This is a genomic window from Pseudomonas sp. FP2196 (genome assembly GCF_030687715.1).
In the GTDB taxonomy this organism is placed as follows: Bacteria; Pseudomonadota; Gammaproteobacteria; order Pseudomonadales; family Pseudomonadaceae; genus Aquipseudomonas.
The window spans coordinates 1,875,087-1,889,770 of the sequence record NZ_CP117445.1 but is presented as its reverse complement, the minus strand read 5'-3'; the positions used below and the strand labels follow the sequence as shown (position 1 = coordinate 1,889,770).

Annotated in this window: 12 protein-coding genes and 4 tRNA genes; 6 read left to right on the top strand and 10 right to left on the bottom strand. The window is 58.2% G+C overall.

The window, feature by feature from the left end; translation table 11 throughout:
* Positions 1-247 precede the first annotated feature (247 nt).
* Positions 248-964, bottom strand: coding sequence for an FKBP-type peptidyl-prolyl cis-trans isomerase (locus PSH79_RS08585; RefSeq protein WP_305442163.1), 717 nt, complete (start codon positions 962-964; stop codon positions 248-250).
* Positions 965-1,234: 270 nt separating this feature from the next.
* On the opposite strand from PSH79_RS08585, the gene PSH79_RS08580 reads away from it, so the two are divergent.
* A complete protein-coding gene (locus PSH79_RS08580) occupies positions 1,235-3,043 on the top strand; it encodes a di-heme-cytochrome C peroxidase (protein ID WP_305442162.1) in 1,809 nt (602 codons plus the stop codon).
* Positions 3,040-4,203 carry a catalase family protein gene (locus PSH79_RS08575; protein WP_305442161.1) on the top strand — a complete coding sequence of 388 codons (1,164 nt, stop codon included), beginning with the start codon at positions 3,040-3,042 and terminating at the stop codon, positions 4,201-4,203. Before PSH79_RS08580 ends, PSH79_RS08575 begins: the two co-directional genes overlap by 4 nt.
* A gap of 3 nt (positions 4,204-4,206) precedes the next feature.
* On the opposite strand, the gene PSH79_RS08570 is transcribed toward PSH79_RS08575, so the two are convergent.
* From PSH79_RS08570 to PSH79_RS08550, 5 genes are all read right to left on the bottom strand, one after another.
* Entirely contained in the window at positions 4,207-5,649 is a 1,443-nt protein-coding gene (locus PSH79_RS08570; RefSeq protein WP_305442160.1) for a hypothetical protein, read from the bottom strand.
* Positions 5,650-5,792: 143 nt separating this feature from the next.
* Positions 5,793-5,869: transfer RNA gene (locus PSH79_RS08565), tRNA-Asp, on the bottom strand.
* Positions 5,870-5,888: 19 nt separating this feature from the next.
* Positions 5,889-5,964 (bottom strand) — tRNA-Val (locus tag PSH79_RS08560).
* 198 nt (positions 5,965-6,162) lie between these two features.
* Positions 6,163-6,239: transfer RNA gene (locus tag PSH79_RS08555), tRNA-Asp, on the bottom strand.
* 19 nt (positions 6,240-6,258) lie between these two features.
* Positions 6,259-6,334, bottom strand: a tRNA-Val gene (locus tag PSH79_RS08550).
* A 159-nt stretch (positions 6,335-6,493) separates the two neighbouring features.
* Between PSH79_RS08550 and rdgC the strand changes: the two genes are divergently transcribed.
* The 3 genes from rdgC to sugE all read left to right on the top strand — a co-directional run bounded on the left by rdgC (position 6,494) and on the right by sugE (position 8,989).
* Positions 6,494-7,414, top strand: coding sequence for a recombination-associated protein RdgC (rdgC, locus tag PSH79_RS08545; RefSeq protein ID WP_122593573.1), 921 nt, complete (start codon positions 6,494-6,496; stop codon positions 7,412-7,414).
* A gap of 174 nt (positions 7,415-7,588) precedes the next feature.
* The gene (locus tag PSH79_RS08540) at positions 7,589-8,554 is read left to right on the top strand and encodes a bile acid:sodium symporter family protein (RefSeq protein WP_305442157.1); all 966 of its coding nucleotides are present in this window, start codon (positions 7,589-7,591) and stop codon (positions 8,552-8,554) included.
* Between the two features lie 120 nt (positions 8,555-8,674).
* Complete coding sequence (gene sugE, locus PSH79_RS08535; protein WP_305442156.1) at positions 8,675-8,989, top strand: quaternary ammonium compound efflux SMR transporter SugE; 315 nt, start codon at positions 8,675-8,677, stop codon at positions 8,987-8,989.
* Between the two features lie 125 nt (positions 8,990-9,114).
* On the opposite strand, the gene PSH79_RS08530 is transcribed toward sugE, so the two are convergent.
* The 4 genes from PSH79_RS08530 to PSH79_RS08515 all read right to left on the bottom strand — a co-directional run bounded on the left by PSH79_RS08530 (position 9,115) and on the right by PSH79_RS08515 (position 13,893).
* Positions 9,115-10,989, bottom strand: a complete 1,875-nt coding sequence (locus PSH79_RS08530) for an MFS transporter (protein ID WP_305442155.1) — start codon at positions 10,987-10,989, stop codon at positions 9,115-9,117.
* Positions 10,990-11,084: 95 nt separating this feature from the next.
* The gene (locus PSH79_RS08525) at positions 11,085-12,236 is read right to left on the bottom strand and encodes a TDT family transporter (protein WP_305442154.1); all 1,152 of its coding nucleotides are present in this window, start codon (positions 12,234-12,236) and stop codon (positions 11,085-11,087) included.
* A gap of 105 nt (positions 12,237-12,341) precedes the next feature.
* The gene (locus PSH79_RS08520) at positions 12,342-12,653 is read right to left on the bottom strand and encodes a cupin (protein WP_305442153.1); all 312 of its coding nucleotides are present in this window, start codon (positions 12,651-12,653) and stop codon (positions 12,342-12,344) included.
* A 52-nt stretch (positions 12,654-12,705) separates the two neighbouring features.
* The gene (locus PSH79_RS08515) at positions 12,706-13,893 is read right to left on the bottom strand and encodes an MFS transporter (protein WP_305442152.1); all 1,188 of its coding nucleotides are present in this window, start codon (positions 13,891-13,893) and stop codon (positions 12,706-12,708) included.
* Positions 13,894-13,984: 91 nt separating this feature from the next.
* On the opposite strand from PSH79_RS08515, the gene PSH79_RS08510 reads away from it, so the two are divergent.
* Entirely contained in the window at positions 13,985-14,527 is a 543-nt protein-coding gene (locus PSH79_RS08510) for a TetR/AcrR family transcriptional regulator (RefSeq protein WP_305442151.1), read from the top strand.
* Positions 14,528-14,684 lie beyond the last annotated feature (157 nt).

Genomic DNA, 14,684 nt, shown 5'->3' with positions numbered 1-14,684 from the left:
GTGAACAGAGCTGCATTTCAGCGCTGAAAGCCCCGTTTCATAAGGGCTGCGCTCAGATCGGGCGTTTTTTACTCACATAAAAAACCCCAATATTTCATTGACTTGGCGGCTCAGGGCGTCTAGTGCGGGCAGCCTCAAAGGCTATGACTCCCCCGACCGCCATCGGTTCGCTCTGTTTACCCTTGCCAGGGTCCAGATGCAACAACGCCCCGCATAAGCGAGGCGTTGTTGTCGAAGCCTTGGCTAATTACTTGGCCGCGGCGCCTTCTTTGGCTGGATCCTTGATGGCCAGCAGTTCCAGGTCGAAGACCAGAACCGAGTTGGCCGGGATTGCCGGGCTTGGCGATTGTGCGCCGTAAGCCAGATCGCTAGGGATGTACAGTTTGTACTTCTCGCCAACGTGCATCAATTGCAGACCTTCAACCCAACCCGGGATCACGCCGCTTACTGGCAGATCGATCGGGCTACCGCGCTCGACGGAGCTATCGAATACGGTGCCGTTGGTCAGCTTGCCGGTGTAGTGAACAGTCACTACGTCAGTCGGCTTAGGCTGTGGGCCGTCGGCTTTCTTGACGACTTCGTATTGCAGGCCCGAAGCGGTAGTGGTCACACCCGCCTTCTTGCCATTTTCTTCGAGGAATTTCTTGCCGGCGGATGCCGACTCTTCGCTCATTTTGGCCATACGCTCTTCAGCACGCTTTTGCAGCGCGGCGAAGGCTTCGACCAGCTCTTCATCTTTCAGCTTCTGTTCTTTCTTGCCGACGGCATCTTCGATGCCCTGGGCTACCGCTTTGGAGTCCAGATCATCCATGCCTTCCTGAGCAAGGCTCTTGCCCATGTTCAGGCCGATACCGTAGGAAGCTTTTTGCGCCGGGGTTTTCAGCTCTACGCTGGTCTGCGAATCACAACCCGCGAGGACCAGGCTAACCAGGGCTACCGCCGCCGCCAACCGATGCTGTTTCATGCTATTTCCTTGTTCATGCGCCGAAAGGGCAATCGAGTAAAGCCGCGAGCTTATCAGGCCGCCACGACCAATGGCTACCGGCATGAGAGCAGTAAACCTGCGATAAGTTCAGGGATTAAAACGCATTTGGGCAAAGCAATGATGAAGCTTATGTCATCTGGTCGCGACAACGAACGACTTACATTCCCCCAACATCTGGCGTAATGGCCACTTGCCGCACAGGGTCATGGTCAGGCATAACAGCGCAACAATTCGACAAGGATGTTTATCTTGCGCCTTTTATTCCGCGTGCTGGCTCTGGTCGTCGTGCTGCTGGGACTCGTCCTCGCGGTGGTTTTGTACTACGTGGCCAATCCGAAAATGCCCTTCTACACCCCCGCGCAGCAGGTGCATTACCTGAATCAGTGGGCGGAAGAAGAACGACAGACCTATTACTTCACGCCCCAGGGCACGCAAGTCAAAGGGCTGCGCTATGAGTGGTTTCAGGCGCTGGAGTTGCCCTTTTCGCAGCAACGTTTCGCCGCCCCCGAATACCTCGCGCGCTTCGGTTTTCTCATCGATCCGCAACAGAAAGCCACGCCGGGCAATCCCGGCAACCTGCCTGTCGGCTTTGCGCGACACCAGAATCCCGGGAGCACCGAGCACTATCTGGACATAACTTGTGCGGCTTGCCACACCGGCGAATTGCGCTTCAAAGGCCATGCTGTCCGCATCGACGGAGGCACGGCGCAGCACGTACTGCCTTCCAGCGTTCCGACATTACGCGGCGGTAGTTTCGGACAGGCATTGGTCGCCAGCCTTACGTCGACTTACCTCAATCCGTGGAAATTCGAGCGCTTTGCGCGAAATGTGCTGGGCAATGACTACGACGCCCGCCACGAGCAACTGCGCAAGGACTTCAAAGTCACGCTGAACACCTTCCTGAAAGTCGCCTGGAACGACACACACCGCGGCCTCTACCCCACCGAGGAAGGCCCGGGCCGCGCCGATGCATTCGGGCGGATAGCGAACGCGACGTTCGGCGACGCCATTTCCCCTGCCAACTATCGCGTGGCCAATGCGCCGGTGGACTACCCCCAGCTTTGGGACATGTGGACCTTCGACTGGGTGCAGTGGAACGGTTCGGCACAACAGCCTATGGCGCGCAACATCGGTGAAGCCTTGGGCGTCGGCGCCACCCTGAATTTCTTCGACGCCAACGGCCAGCCGCTGCAAGGCGATGACCGTTACGCCTCCAGCGTCCGTGTGCGTGACCTGCACAAAATCGAAAAAACCCTGCAACACCTGCAACCGCCCGCCTGGCCCGAAGATCTGTTGGGTGCCATCGACAAGCCGCTCGCAGCCAGAGGCCGCACGCTGTTCGTCGAGACCTGCGCTGGTTGCCACGTCCCACGCAGGATTCAGGAAGGCGATCGCTGGGTGCAGCATCTGCACATGTTACCGGTAGACGTCATCGGTACCGATCCGAGCGCCGCCAACAACATCGCCACCCATCGCTTCGACCTGACAGCCCTGCAATGGGATCTCAAAGAACTGGAAAAAATGGATGTGAAGCTGCATCCGACACCCAGTGAGCCGCTGGATCTGAGCCAGTTGTCCGTAGCCAAAGGTTTGGCTTACGTCACCGCATTTGTCGAAAACCGCGCCTATCGCGAGGCGAAAGTCACGCCAGAGGAAAAGTCTGACCTGGACGGTTTCGGCCTGCCCATCGGCGTGCGTGAAAAAGTCGCCTACAAGGCGCGCCCACTGGCCGGCATCTGGGCTACCGCGCCGTTTCTGCACAACGGTTCGGTGCCAAGCATTTATCAATTGCTTTCGCCGCAGGATGAGCGCGCCACCACCTTCTTTAAAGGCACCTTCGAATACGACCCGCGACATCTGGGCTATCGCACCGAAGCGTTTACCAATGGTTTTGTGTTCGACACGCGGATCACTGGCAACCACAACAGCGGCCATGAATTCCGCGCCGGCGAGCGCGGCAATGGCGTTATCGGCCGGCTGTTGCAGCCCGAAGAACGTTGGGCATTGCTGGAATACCTGAAGGTGTTGGGCGGCCCGCTGGAGGCGCAATTGCCATGATCTCGACCTTCAAGAAAGAAATGCCGTTGTTGGCCAGAATCTGGTTGTGGCTGGGACGATTGCTGGGCAAAACGTTGTTGATAGTTTTCGCCATCGGACTGCTCGGCTGGGCCGTCGCCACGGCATGGTTTGCCTGGCAGCACCGTGGCCCGGTTTCAGCACTGGAGCAGATTCCGCCAGGCGAGTCGGCCATGACTCAGGATGTGATCCAGACGGCCGTGCGCATCGTCGATCAACACCGCGCAGGCACTCGCTATTTACGCGACGCTCACGCCAAGGCCCATGGTTGTGTGAAAGCGCAGGTGCAGGTTCTGCCGCAACTGGCACAGTCATTGCGACAGGGTGTCTTCAGCGAGCCGGGTAAAACCTGGCAGGCGATGATTCGACTATCCAATGGCAATGCCTATCCGCAGTTCGACAGCATGCGCGACGCCCGTGGCATGGCGATCAAGTTGCTCGACGTGCCAGGCATACAGCTACTCGGTAACCGCCAGCAACAGCACGAACAAGACTTCGTGATGTTCAGTCACCCGAACTTCTTTGTCAGCGATGTCGCCGAGTATCGTCAGAATGTGGCGGCGCAGGCTGACGGCAAAAAGGTCATGGCGTTTTTTCCGGGATGGGATCCACGCACCTGGCAAATCCGCCATCTGTTTATTGCGCTGGCAACACTGGCGCCGCCGCCGGACAGTCCGACAGGGACGACTTACTTCTCGGTATCGCCCTACAAGTTTGGTGAGGCCAATGTGAAATTTCGGGTAACGCCCGATCCGGACAATTGCCCAGCCTACACTTTGCCCAAGCAGAACCACGACTTGCCGAACTTCCTGCGCGGCGCCCTGAATAAGCAGTTATCCACGGATCGGGTGCCCGCTTGTTACGTGCTACAGATTCAGCGTCAGGACGCCAATAAATACATGCCGATCGAGGACACCAGCATCCAGTGGCGCGAGCAGGATGCACCGTTCGAACCCGTGGCCCGCATCACCCTGCCACCTCAGGATTTCGATACACCACAGCAGAATCTGCAATGCGACAACCTGTCGTTCAACCCATGGTTTGGCATCGAAGCGCATCGCCCGATCGGCGGAATCAACCGACTGCGTAAAGCGGTGTACGAAGCGGTCAGCGACTATCGCCACCAGCGCAACAGCCAATGATCATCAGGTAACCGGCGCGTCAGTGACATCCGTACTGAAGGATGCCGTAACCCTTCCGACGTGCGCCCAGGTCTTGCTCGCCAGAAGGACACTGAGAGTTCCGGCGTCGGCGACTTTGTTGACATACGTCTGCGGGCTCATGTCGCCGGATATGATTTTCTGCTCGAGGTCTTGAGCAAGTTCTGTGGTCAACGCCAGGACTTTGGGCATGATCGGCTTGGCAAAACGCAAGACCGCCCCATCGGGAGTGATTGCAAAAATGCGCTGATGAGGTGCCACGCTCAAGCGATCGAGGCCGACCTTGAGATCCGCAGGGGAGAAAAAATTCTGGTAAAGATCACCTCCGTCCGAAGCGGATTGATCCACCGGTAACGGCTGGATCGAGTGATAAATGCCATGCACCCGAAACTCTGCGGGAATCAATGGATTACCGTGTTGGTCCCTGGGAAACAGAACGGCTCGGTCAAAGCTGGCGTAATGGCTGGAGACAGGTTCAGTGACAACAAAAAAGTTACTGGCGTTGTGTTTGAGAACGAAGCCGACGTTCGGGTATGCCGACAGCGACGCGGGTAACTTGCTACGCAGATAAGCCGCCACATCCTTGGCATCTCGACAGATAGGCCCAAAGATCGGCACCCGTTCGATTGCGGGTTGCGCAGTCAGGATGTCCGATCGCCAACTGGCCTTGAGCTGACCTCGGTGTCGCCAGAGATCGCCGGGGACTACAACGCTCACTTCTCCCGCCGCCAGGGCCAGCAGGATCCACACACTGCTTGGCACCGCCCCGTCTTCATACAGACTCTCGAATCGCCGTGGCTGGCCATTGAGGGTTTTCATAAGCTGCGGCGACAGCTCCGTTTCAAAGGGCAGATTGGTCGAGGTGTATGAGATAAGGCCGCCGTTGCGCACGCTTAGATAGCACTTCGAGTATTTTCGACGCGCGCTCATTACCGCCGACAAATCGGACATTGTAAAAAACCGATTGCGCTGAACCCATTCGGCGATAGCTTCTTCGGCGGCTTTTGCCTTGCTCGGACGGGCGTGAAAACTCGCTTCAAGAGTAAACCCCTTTGGAATCGTCAACGGCTCAGTCGCACTGACTGTCACCGCAAGCACCAGACGCTGCACCGTTGCTACGTCGCGGTGAAGTGCTTCATCACCGGATACAGTGGCGTCAATACGCGGGGCGCAGAAGAACTGCCCTTCTCCGCTTTTCAGGATGAACCAGTGAAGTTCGCTGCTCTGCGGGGTCTTCAACAAACCGTGCAGGCACGCTGCGGCATCATCGCTCGAAAGAAAGGCAGGATTGGCCGCCATGAATGACAGCGCATCCGCATCCTCGGCGGGGGCTGGAGTAACGGTTTCAGGAGGAATTGAAGGCATTGGGTCCGACTCTCGAAAGGCAATGGGATTGGCTCCAAAACCCTCACGGGTGATGAAGAACATTGCCCATTGTCCGAAAGCGGCGCGCCTGGCAGGCACTACATAGTTATATGCGGCGAAGAAATACAAACGCCAGACAGCAAAAAGCCCGCACTGGGCGGGCTTTCTGTGGTGATCTGACGTTCAGTGTTCCAGATTACCGAATATGGCGCAGCGGACGGGACTCGAACCCGCGACCCCCGGCGTGACAGGCCGGTATTCTAACCGACTGAACTACCGCTGCGCGAAACGCTTGAAACGAATGGTGGGTGATGACGGGATCGAACCGCCGACATTCTGCTTGTAAGGCAGACGCTCTCCCAGCTGAGCTAATCACCCTTCGCTTCGTTACGGGGCGCATTATGCCACAAGTTTTCGTAAAGTGTTGATTTAATTGAAGTTTTTTTCAAAAAAATCCGAAAACCGATGAAACGACACATCCCGCGGGTACAACGTACAAACTTGAGACAGAAAAAAACCCGCCTCAGCGGGTTTTTCCGTGGTGACCTGGCGTTCAGTGTTCCAGGTTACCGAATATGGCGCAGCGGACGGGACTCGAACCCGCGACCCCCGGCGTGACAGGCCGGTATTCTAACCGACTGAACTACCGCTGCGCTAAACACATGAAACGAATGGTGGGTGATGACGGGATCGAACCGCCGACATTCTGCTTGTAAGGCAGACGCTCTCCCAGCTGAGCTAATCACCCTTCGCTTCGGTGTGGCGCGCATTCTACGGAGCGACCCCACCTCTGGCAAGCACTTTTTTAAATAATTTTCTCAGGCCTTCCAAAGGCTTAGAGAAGGGTTGGCCTATGCCACGGCGAAGACAATAATGCCCCCCTTTGTATAAAGGAGAGACTCACCCCATGTGGTTCAAAAACCTGCTTATCTATCGCCTGACCCAAGACCTGCCTGTCGATGCCGAGGCGCTGGAAACTGCACTGGCCACCAAACTGGCGCGTCCATGTGCAAGCCAGGAGTTGACCACCTACGGTTTCGTCGCGCCGTTCGGCAAAGGCGAAGATGCTCCACTGGTGCACATCAGCGGCGACTTCCTGCTGATTTCTGCGCGTAAAGAAGAACGCATTCTGCCGGGTAGCGTCGTGCGCGACGCGGTCAAGGAAAAGGTCGAAGAGATCGAAGCCGAGCAGATGCGCAAGGTCTATAAGAAAGAACGCGACCAGATCAAGGATGAAATCATCCAGGCGTTCTTGCCGCGCGCCTTTATCCGTCGCTCGTCGACCTTCGCTGCCATCGCGCCGAAACAGGGCCTGATCCTGGTCAACTCGGCCAGCCCGAAACGCGCCGAAGACCTGCTGTCGACCTTGCGTGAAGTGATCGGCACCCTGCCCGTTCGTCCGCTGACCGTGAAAATGGCACCTACCGCCGTCATGACTGACTGGGTCACCACCCAAAAAGCCGCCGACGACTTTTATGTGCTGGACGAGTGCGAACTGCGCGACACCCACGAAGACGGCGGCATCGTGCGTTGCAAGCGTCAGGACCTGACCAGCGAAGAAATCCAGCTGCACCTGAGCACCGGCAAAGTCGTTACTCAGTTGTCGTTGGCCTGGCAGGACAAGCTGTCGTTCATGCTCGATGACAAGATGACCGTCAAACGCCTGAAATTCGAAGACCTGCTGCAGGATCAGGCGGAACAGGACGGCGGCGACGAAGCCCTCGGTCAACTGGATGCCAGCTTCACCCTGATGATGCTGACCTTCGGCGACTTCCTGCCGGCGCTGGTTGAAGCGTTGGGTGGTGAAGAGACTCCGCAGGGAATCTAAAGCCCCTCGCAAGCACCTTCATCTATAGAGGGTGCCTGAAAAAAAAGATCGCCGCCTTCGGCAGCCCCCTGAATTTGGAATGCATTTTCCTGTAGGCGCTGCCGAAGGCTGCGATCTTTTTGCAAGCACCGTATGCTTAGCTTCCTAACGCTTTCACATAACAAGGAACAAGCCATGCGCGCACTGGCTGCACTCAGCCGCTTTGTCGGCAATACCTTCGCTTACTGGGTTCTGATTTTCGCCGTCGTGGCCTTCCTGCAACCTTCGTGGTTCCTCGGCTTGAAAAGCGCGATCGTGCCGCTGCTCGGGCTGGTCATGTTCGGCATGGGCCTGACCCTCAAACTTGATGACTTCGCCGCTGTCGCCCGCCATCCATGGCGTGTGGCGCTGGGCGTGGTTGCGCACTTCGTGATCATGCCCGGCGTGGCGTGGTTGCTTTGCCAGATTTTTCACCTGCCCCCGGAGATCGCCGTCGGCGTGATTCTGGTCGGTTGCTGCCCAAGTGGCACTTCTTCCAACGTGATGACCTGGCTGGCTCGCGGCGATCTGGCGCTGTCAGTGGCCATCGCCGCCGTCACCACCCTCCTCGCCCCGCTGCTGACCCCGGCGCTGATCTGGTTGCTGGCTTCGGCGTGGTTACCGGTGTCGTTCATGGAGCTGTTCTGGTCGATCCTGCAAGTGGTGCTGCTGCCGATCATCCTTGGCGTGGTCGCGCAACGTCTGCTCGGTGACAAGGTGCGTCACGCGGTGGATGTTTTGCCGCTGGTCTCGGTGGTCAGCATCGTGATCATCGTCACCGCCGTGGTGGCCGCCAGCCAGGCGAAAATCGCCGAATCCGGCCTGCTGATCATGGCGGTGGTGATGTTGCACAACAGCTTCGGCTACTTGCTGGGTTACTTCACCGGACGTCTATTCAAATTGCCGCTGGCTCAGCGCAAATCGCTGGCGCTGGAAGTCGGCATGCAGAATTCGGGGTTGGGTGCAGCACTGGCCAGCGCGCACTTCTCGCCACTGGCAGCGGTGCCGAGCGCGTTGTTCAGCGTTTGGCACAACATCTCCGGGGCGTTGCTCTCCACTTACTTCCGGCGGATGAGCGAAAAAGAAGATGAACAGGCGCTGGCTCAACGAGCGACGGACTGATCGGGAAACTTGATCCCCGGGTTAATGCGCGGCACTCTATCGCGCAACGCGGGGACGACCTCGCGGCTCGATCGAGTTTTTTAATCTGGGGACGACCCCGTCAATCGATGGAGGTCTCTCATGTCCTGGATCATTCTGTTTTGCGCCGGCCTGTTCGAAGTCGGCTGGGCCGTCGGCCTGAAATACACCGATGGCTTCAGCCGTCCACTTCCCACTGCACTGACCGTTGCGGCCATGGCCATCAGCCTAGGCCTGCTCGGCCTTGCGATGAAGGAATTGCCGCTGGGCACGGCCTACGCGATCTGGACCGGCGTGGGTGCCGTGGGCACGGTGATTGCCGGGATCATTCTGTTTGGCGAGTCAATGGCGTTGATTCGATTGGCCAGTGTGGCGTTGATCATCACCGGGTTGATCGGCCTTAAGGTCAGCGCCTAGCGCACCACTGGCCTCATCGTTGGCAAGCCATCTCCCACAGGGATTTCCAGTGAGCACGAATCCCGTGTACATCCAGAAACCTGTGAGAGCTGGCTTGTCAGCGATGGGGACAGCCCCGTCACCGACTATCTAACGGCGCCGCGCAACGCCCCCACCAACCACTGCAACTTCAATGGCTCTGCCGCCTCAACCGTCACCGGCGCCCCCGCCACCAACGTCACCCGCGACCACAACCGGCGGAACACGCCCTTGTTCGGATCGCGACTGAAGAAACTCCCCCACAACCCCTGCAATGCCAGCGGAATCACCGGCACGGGTGTCTCCTCCAGAATCCGTTTGAGTCCGCCCTTGAACTCGTTGATCTCTCCGTCGGCCGTCAACTTGCCCTCCGGGAAGATGCACACCAGTTCACCGTCCTTAAGATATTGGGCAATCCGGGTGAAGGCTTTTTCGTAGATCTGGATGTCTTCATTGCGTCCGGCAATCGGAATGGTCCCCGCCGTGCGGAAGATAAAGTTCAGCACCGGCAAGTTGTAGATCTTGTAGTACATGACAAAGCGAATCGGCCGACGCACCGCGCCGCCAATCAACAGCGCATCAACGAACGACACGTGGTTGCACACCAGCAACGCCGCGCCTTCATCCGGGATCGCTTCAAGGTTGCGATGCTCGACGCGGTACATGGAATGGCTAAGCAGCCAGATCATGAAACGCATGCTGAACTCGGGGACGATCTTGAAGATGTAGGCGTTGACGCCAATGTTCAGCAGCGACACCACGAGAAACAGTTGCGGGATCGACAGCTTGGCCAGGCTTAACAGCACGATTGAAACGATGGCGGACACCACCATAAACAGCGCGTTGAGAATGTTATTGGCCGCGATCACCCGCGCCCGCTCGTTCTCAGCGGTGCGCGACTGAATCAATGCATACAGCGGCACAATGTAGAAACCGCCGAAAATACCGAGGCCGAGGATGTCGACCAGTACCGCCCAGGTGTGGCCAAAGCTAAGCACTTCGGTCCAGCTATGGCCGGTGACACTGTCGGGAATTCCACCGGAATGCCACCACAGCAGCAAACCGAACACGGTCAGACCGAACGAGCCGAACGGCACCAGACCGATCTCGACTTTGCGCCCGGAGAGCTTCTCGCAAAGCATCGAGCCCAGCGCGATCCCCACCGAGAACACCGTTAGAATCAGCGTGACCACGGTTTCGTCGCCGTGCATCCACTCCTTGGCGTAGGCCGGGATCTGCGTCAGATAAATAGCTCCGACAAACCAGAACCACGAGTTGCCGACAATCGAACGCGACACCGCAGGCGTCTGGCCCAAGCCTAGTTTCAATGTGGCCCAGGACTGACTGAAAATATTCCAGTTCAGGCGCATTTCTGGCGATGACGCCGCTGCGCGGGGAATGCTGCGGCTGGCCAGATAACCCAGCACGGCAATGCCGACGATGGCGATCGACACCAGCGGCGCGTAGTGGGTCGAGGACATGATGATCCCGGCGCCGATGGTCCCGGCGAGAATCGCCAGGAATGTACCCATCTCCACCAGACCGTTGCCGCCAACCAACTCTTCCTCACGCAACGCCTGAGGCAAGATCGAATACTTCACCGGCCCGAACAGCGCCGAGTGGGTGCCCATGGCGAACAGCGCTACCAGCATCAGCGAAAGGTGATCGAACAAGAAGCCGACCGATCCTACCGCCATGATCGCGATTTCCGCGAGTTTGATCAGACGGATCAGCGCGTCCTTGGCGAACTTCTCGCCGAACTGCCCGGCCAGCGCCGAGAACAGAAAGAACGGCAGGATAAACAGCAGCGCACACAAGTTGACCCAGATGGAGCGGTCACCCTCGATGGTCAGCCGATAGAGAATGGCGAGGATCAGCGACTGCTTAAACACGTTGTCGTTGAACGCACCGAGCGACTGCGTGATGAAAAACGGCAAGAAACGCCGGGTGCGCAGCAGGTTGAACTGTGAGGGGTGACTCATCTTCCGTGTTTCCCTGATGTTGGTAGTGAGGCCTGGGTTCTTGTATTGGAATCTCGAACCGCGATCCAGGCCACACCTTACCTAAACTTTTCAGGTTATTTCTTCAAACCTGCAATGCAGGGCGAGACAAACAGTTCGCCACGCCACGCACCTTGCACCGTCCGTTTGCCCACAATCAGCCACATCACCGCCAGCAACGACACCAGCACGCCGCCGACCACACTGAAAAAGCCGAGGTTCAAGGTGCTGGCAAGTTTCAGCGTTGCCAGCGAATAAACGCCCAACGGGAAGGTAAAGCCCCACCAACCCAGGTTGAACGGAATGCCGTCTCGCAGATAGCGCACGGTAATCAGCAGCGCCATCAGCATCCACCACAGACCGAAGCCCCACAGCGTGATCCCGGCCACCAAACCAAGGCCCGCAGCGATCTCACCAATACCCGGCAAACCGTTGGCGGCGAAGATGACCGGCGCGTCAGCGCCCAGCAGCAGCATGCCCAACGCACCGGTGCCGATCGGGCCCAGGGCCAGCCAGCTCGATGCGGCCATGTTTTCGTGGGGCAGTTTGTGCAGGGCCATGCGCAGCAACAGGATCGTCAGAATGCTGAACGCGACCGGCAGGGAAAATGCCCAGAGCACGTAGCTTGTGGTCAGCACCACCAGTTGCGAGTGGGCATCGCTCAGGTGCGGTGCGAGTAACCCACCGCTGGCCGCTGCAACCTCTGCGGCTACCACAGGCAACAGCCAAACGGCCGTCATCTGGTCGATGCTGTGTTCCTGGCGGGTAAACATCATGTAGGGGATCAACACGCCGCAGGCCAACGACATCGCCACATCAATCCACCACAGCACCTCGGCGAGAGGGATGACGCCATCGCCCCAACGCGGCAGGCCGAACAGCAGAAAGCCGTTGATGATCGTCGCCAGGCCCATTGGAATAGTGCCGAAGAACATCGACACCGTGGAATGCCCGAAAATTCGCCGCGCCTCGTCGAAGAACAGAATCCAGCGCGCGGCGTAGGCAGCGGTAAACAGAGTGAACAACAGAATGTTGAACAGCCACAGCCCTTCGGCCAAGGCGTGCAATCCTGGAATGGCGACCGGCAAATTCGCCAGCGCCAGAGCCAGCACACCGGTACCCATGGTCGCGGCAAACCAGTTCGGCGTGAATTGGCGGATCACTTCGCGCGGATGCTGAAGTTGGCTAAGCGGCTTGATGCCGGGTTTAACAATGTTGGGGCAAGTCATCATGAACTCCTGTCCTCTGGTGAGGTTGAGTCCATGGTAGATCTGAATCGAATATCTATATAACGGGTAATTTCTCTAACTGTTATCTGTTTTGTAGATAAGCAATTACACGCTACCCTCGCTTTCGATCACCAGAATCCGCGCCACACCCTGCGGATGAGCAACGTGTTCGGTGCCGACCGAGGCATGGAAGATGTCGCCGACTTCGAGCAACGTCTGCTTTTCTTCACCGTTTTCGCGATAGCGCATCTGTACTTGCCCATCGAGCACCACGAACACTTCTTCGCCGTCATTGACGTGCCATTTGTACGGTTGATCCGTCCAGTGCAGACGAGTGGTGATGCCGTTCATGTTGGCGATATCGAGTGCGCCCCAGGCTCGGTCGGCGGTGAAGGCCTTGCTGCGAATAATCTTCATGAGTGGATCCGGGAACAGAATGACTGGGCAAGGCTAACCGAAAGCGCCGCTGTTATGGAGCGCTGCACACTTTGGCCGGTTGCGGACGCAGACTGAGTAACAAAGCACCGACGGCCAGTACGATGAGTACCCCGCCATACGCATCAGTCGTGGCAAGCAGGCCGAAGCTATGAGTGAAATGTCCTGCCAGCAGAGCCGGCAAGCAAAACGCCAGATAGCTCAACACGTAATACGCCGACATCAACCCGGCCCGTTCATGGGGCAACGCCAGTGGCACCAGGCTGCGTACCGCACCGAGAAAGCCTGAACCAAAACCACAACCGGCGACCAGCGTACCGAGGAAAAACAGCGACAGACTGGCGCTGTGCACACCCAGCAGAATCAGCACCAGACCGCTGGGCAGCAAGCTTGCACCTATCTGCAAGGCCCGAGTGGCGACACCATTACGCAAGGTGAAAATCATCAGCGCACCAGTCACGGTCAACGCTGCCACGGTCGCGCCGCCGATCAGGTTGGAGGTGGAACCGGTGGCGGTGCGCACCAGCGATGGCGCCAGCGATGCGTAAAAACCGCCGAGCGCCCAGGTCGCGGTGTTCAGCGGCAGCACTCGCCACAACGTTGCACGGGCCTGAACCGGTACATGCAAAGTCGGCCGCAACGAGGCCCACGCCCCGACTTGCGGCGTAACGCTTTCCGGCAGGCGCCAGACGTACAAAGCCTGCCCCACAAACAGCGCGAGCAGCAGCCAGTAAGTCAGTTGCAACGGCGCCGGGGCAAATTCGGCCAGTAAACCACAGCCCATTGCCCCCAATGCCATACCGAGCAACGGGGCAACACTATTAATCAATGGCCCGTGTTGGCGGTCAGTATCGAGCAGCGTCGCACTTAACACCGCTGTGGCCATGCCGGTGGCAAAACCTTGCAGTACTCGCGCTCCGATCAACCAACTGACGCTGTCGGCATAGATAAACAGCAACATCGCCAGCGCATTGAGCAGCACGGCGGTGAAGATCACAGGTTTGCGTCCCAAATGATCCGAGAGCGAACCGACGGTCAGTAGAGCCGCCAGCAGGCTCAACGCGTAGACACCGAAAATCAGGGTCAGTACCGCTGCCGAGAAGTGCAGTTGATCCTGATACAGGTGATACAACGGCGTCGGCGCGGTGGAAGCGGCGAGAAAACTGAGTAAGGTGATCGCCAGAAACCACAGGCTGGGACGGTTCGAAACAGGGCTGTTCATGAGCACACTCCGCAAAAGCGAAAAATTAGCTTTTGCGGAGTGTGCTACCGCCTCACGCTTAAAGCAAATTCTTTGTGTTAAGGTCTGCCGCATGGCTATTAAAGAAGGTTTACGCCCGGGCGGTCGCAGCGCCCGAGTGCAAGAGTCGATTCATTCGGCAGTCCGCGCGCTTCTGCAAGAACAGGAACGCTCGACCGTGACCGTGCCGCAAATCGCGGCGCGCGCCGGGGTGACGCCGTCGACGATTTATCGGCGCTGGGGTGATCTGGCGGCGTTGCTGGCCGACGTCGCCCTCGCCCGCATGCGCCCCGACAGCGAGCCGGCGCAAACCGGCAGCCTGCGCAGCGATGTCCGCGCGTGGGCCGAGCAATACCTCGACGAAATGAGTTCCGAACCCGGTCGCAACATGATGCGCGACGTGCAGGCGAGCGCCACGCCGGGGTATTGCGTGACGATTATCGGGGCGCAGTTGCAGACGATCATTGAGCGTCACCCGACCGAAACGGCGCCGAGTGTTGATCGGATGATCAATCTGGTGGTGGCGCCGGTGGTGTTTCGGATTCTGTTTTCGGCAGCGGCGCTGGAGGTGGAAGAGCTGCACCGGTTGATTGATATTGCATTGCAGCAGGATTGACTCGATAGCCATGCAGGAGCTGCGGCACGCTGCGATCTGTTGATCTTGATTTTGAAGATCAAAAGATCGCAGCCTCGTTTCACTCGATAGCGCCTACAGAGATTTTGTGAACGATGCTGAACTCTGTGGGAGCGAGCCTGCTCGCGAAGAGGCCCGC

Coding starts and splice junctions, on each gene's coding strand:
- PSH79_RS08585 (WP_305442163.1), bottom strand. CDS start 964: ATGAAACAGCATCGGTTGGCGGCGGCGGTAGCCCTGGTTAGCCTGGTC.
- PSH79_RS08575 (WP_305442161.1), top strand. CDS start 3,040: ATGATCTCGACCTTCAAGAAAGAAATGCCGTTGTTGGCCAGAATCTGG.
- PSH79_RS08570 (WP_305442160.1), bottom strand. CDS start 5,649: ATGTTCTTCATCACCCGTGAGGGTTTTGGAGCCAATCCCATTGCCTTT.
- rdgC (WP_122593573.1), top strand. CDS start 6,494: ATGTGGTTCAAAAACCTGCTTATCTATCGCCTGACCCAAGACCTGCCT.
- PSH79_RS08540 (WP_305442157.1), top strand. CDS start 7,589: ATGCGCGCACTGGCTGCACTCAGCCGCTTTGTCGGCAATACCTTCGCT.
- sugE (WP_305442156.1), top strand. CDS start 8,675: ATGTCCTGGATCATTCTGTTTTGCGCCGGCCTGTTCGAAGTCGGCTGG.
- PSH79_RS08530 (WP_305442155.1), bottom strand. CDS start 10,989: ATGAGTCACCCCTCACAGTTCAACCTGCTGCGCACCCGGCGTTTCTTG.
- PSH79_RS08525 (WP_305442154.1), bottom strand. CDS start 12,236: ATGACTTGCCCCAACATTGTTAAACCCGGCATCAAGCCGCTTAGCCAA.
- PSH79_RS08520 (WP_305442153.1), bottom strand. CDS start 12,653: ATGAAGATTATTCGCAGCAAGGCCTTCACCGCCGACCGAGCCTGGGGC.
- PSH79_RS08515 (WP_305442152.1), bottom strand. CDS start 13,893: ATGAACAGCCCTGTTTCGAACCGTCCCAGCCTGTGGTTTCTGGCGATC.
- PSH79_RS08510 (WP_305442151.1), top strand. CDS start 13,985: ATGGCTATTAAAGAAGGTTTACGCCCGGGCGGTCGCAGCGCCCGAGTG.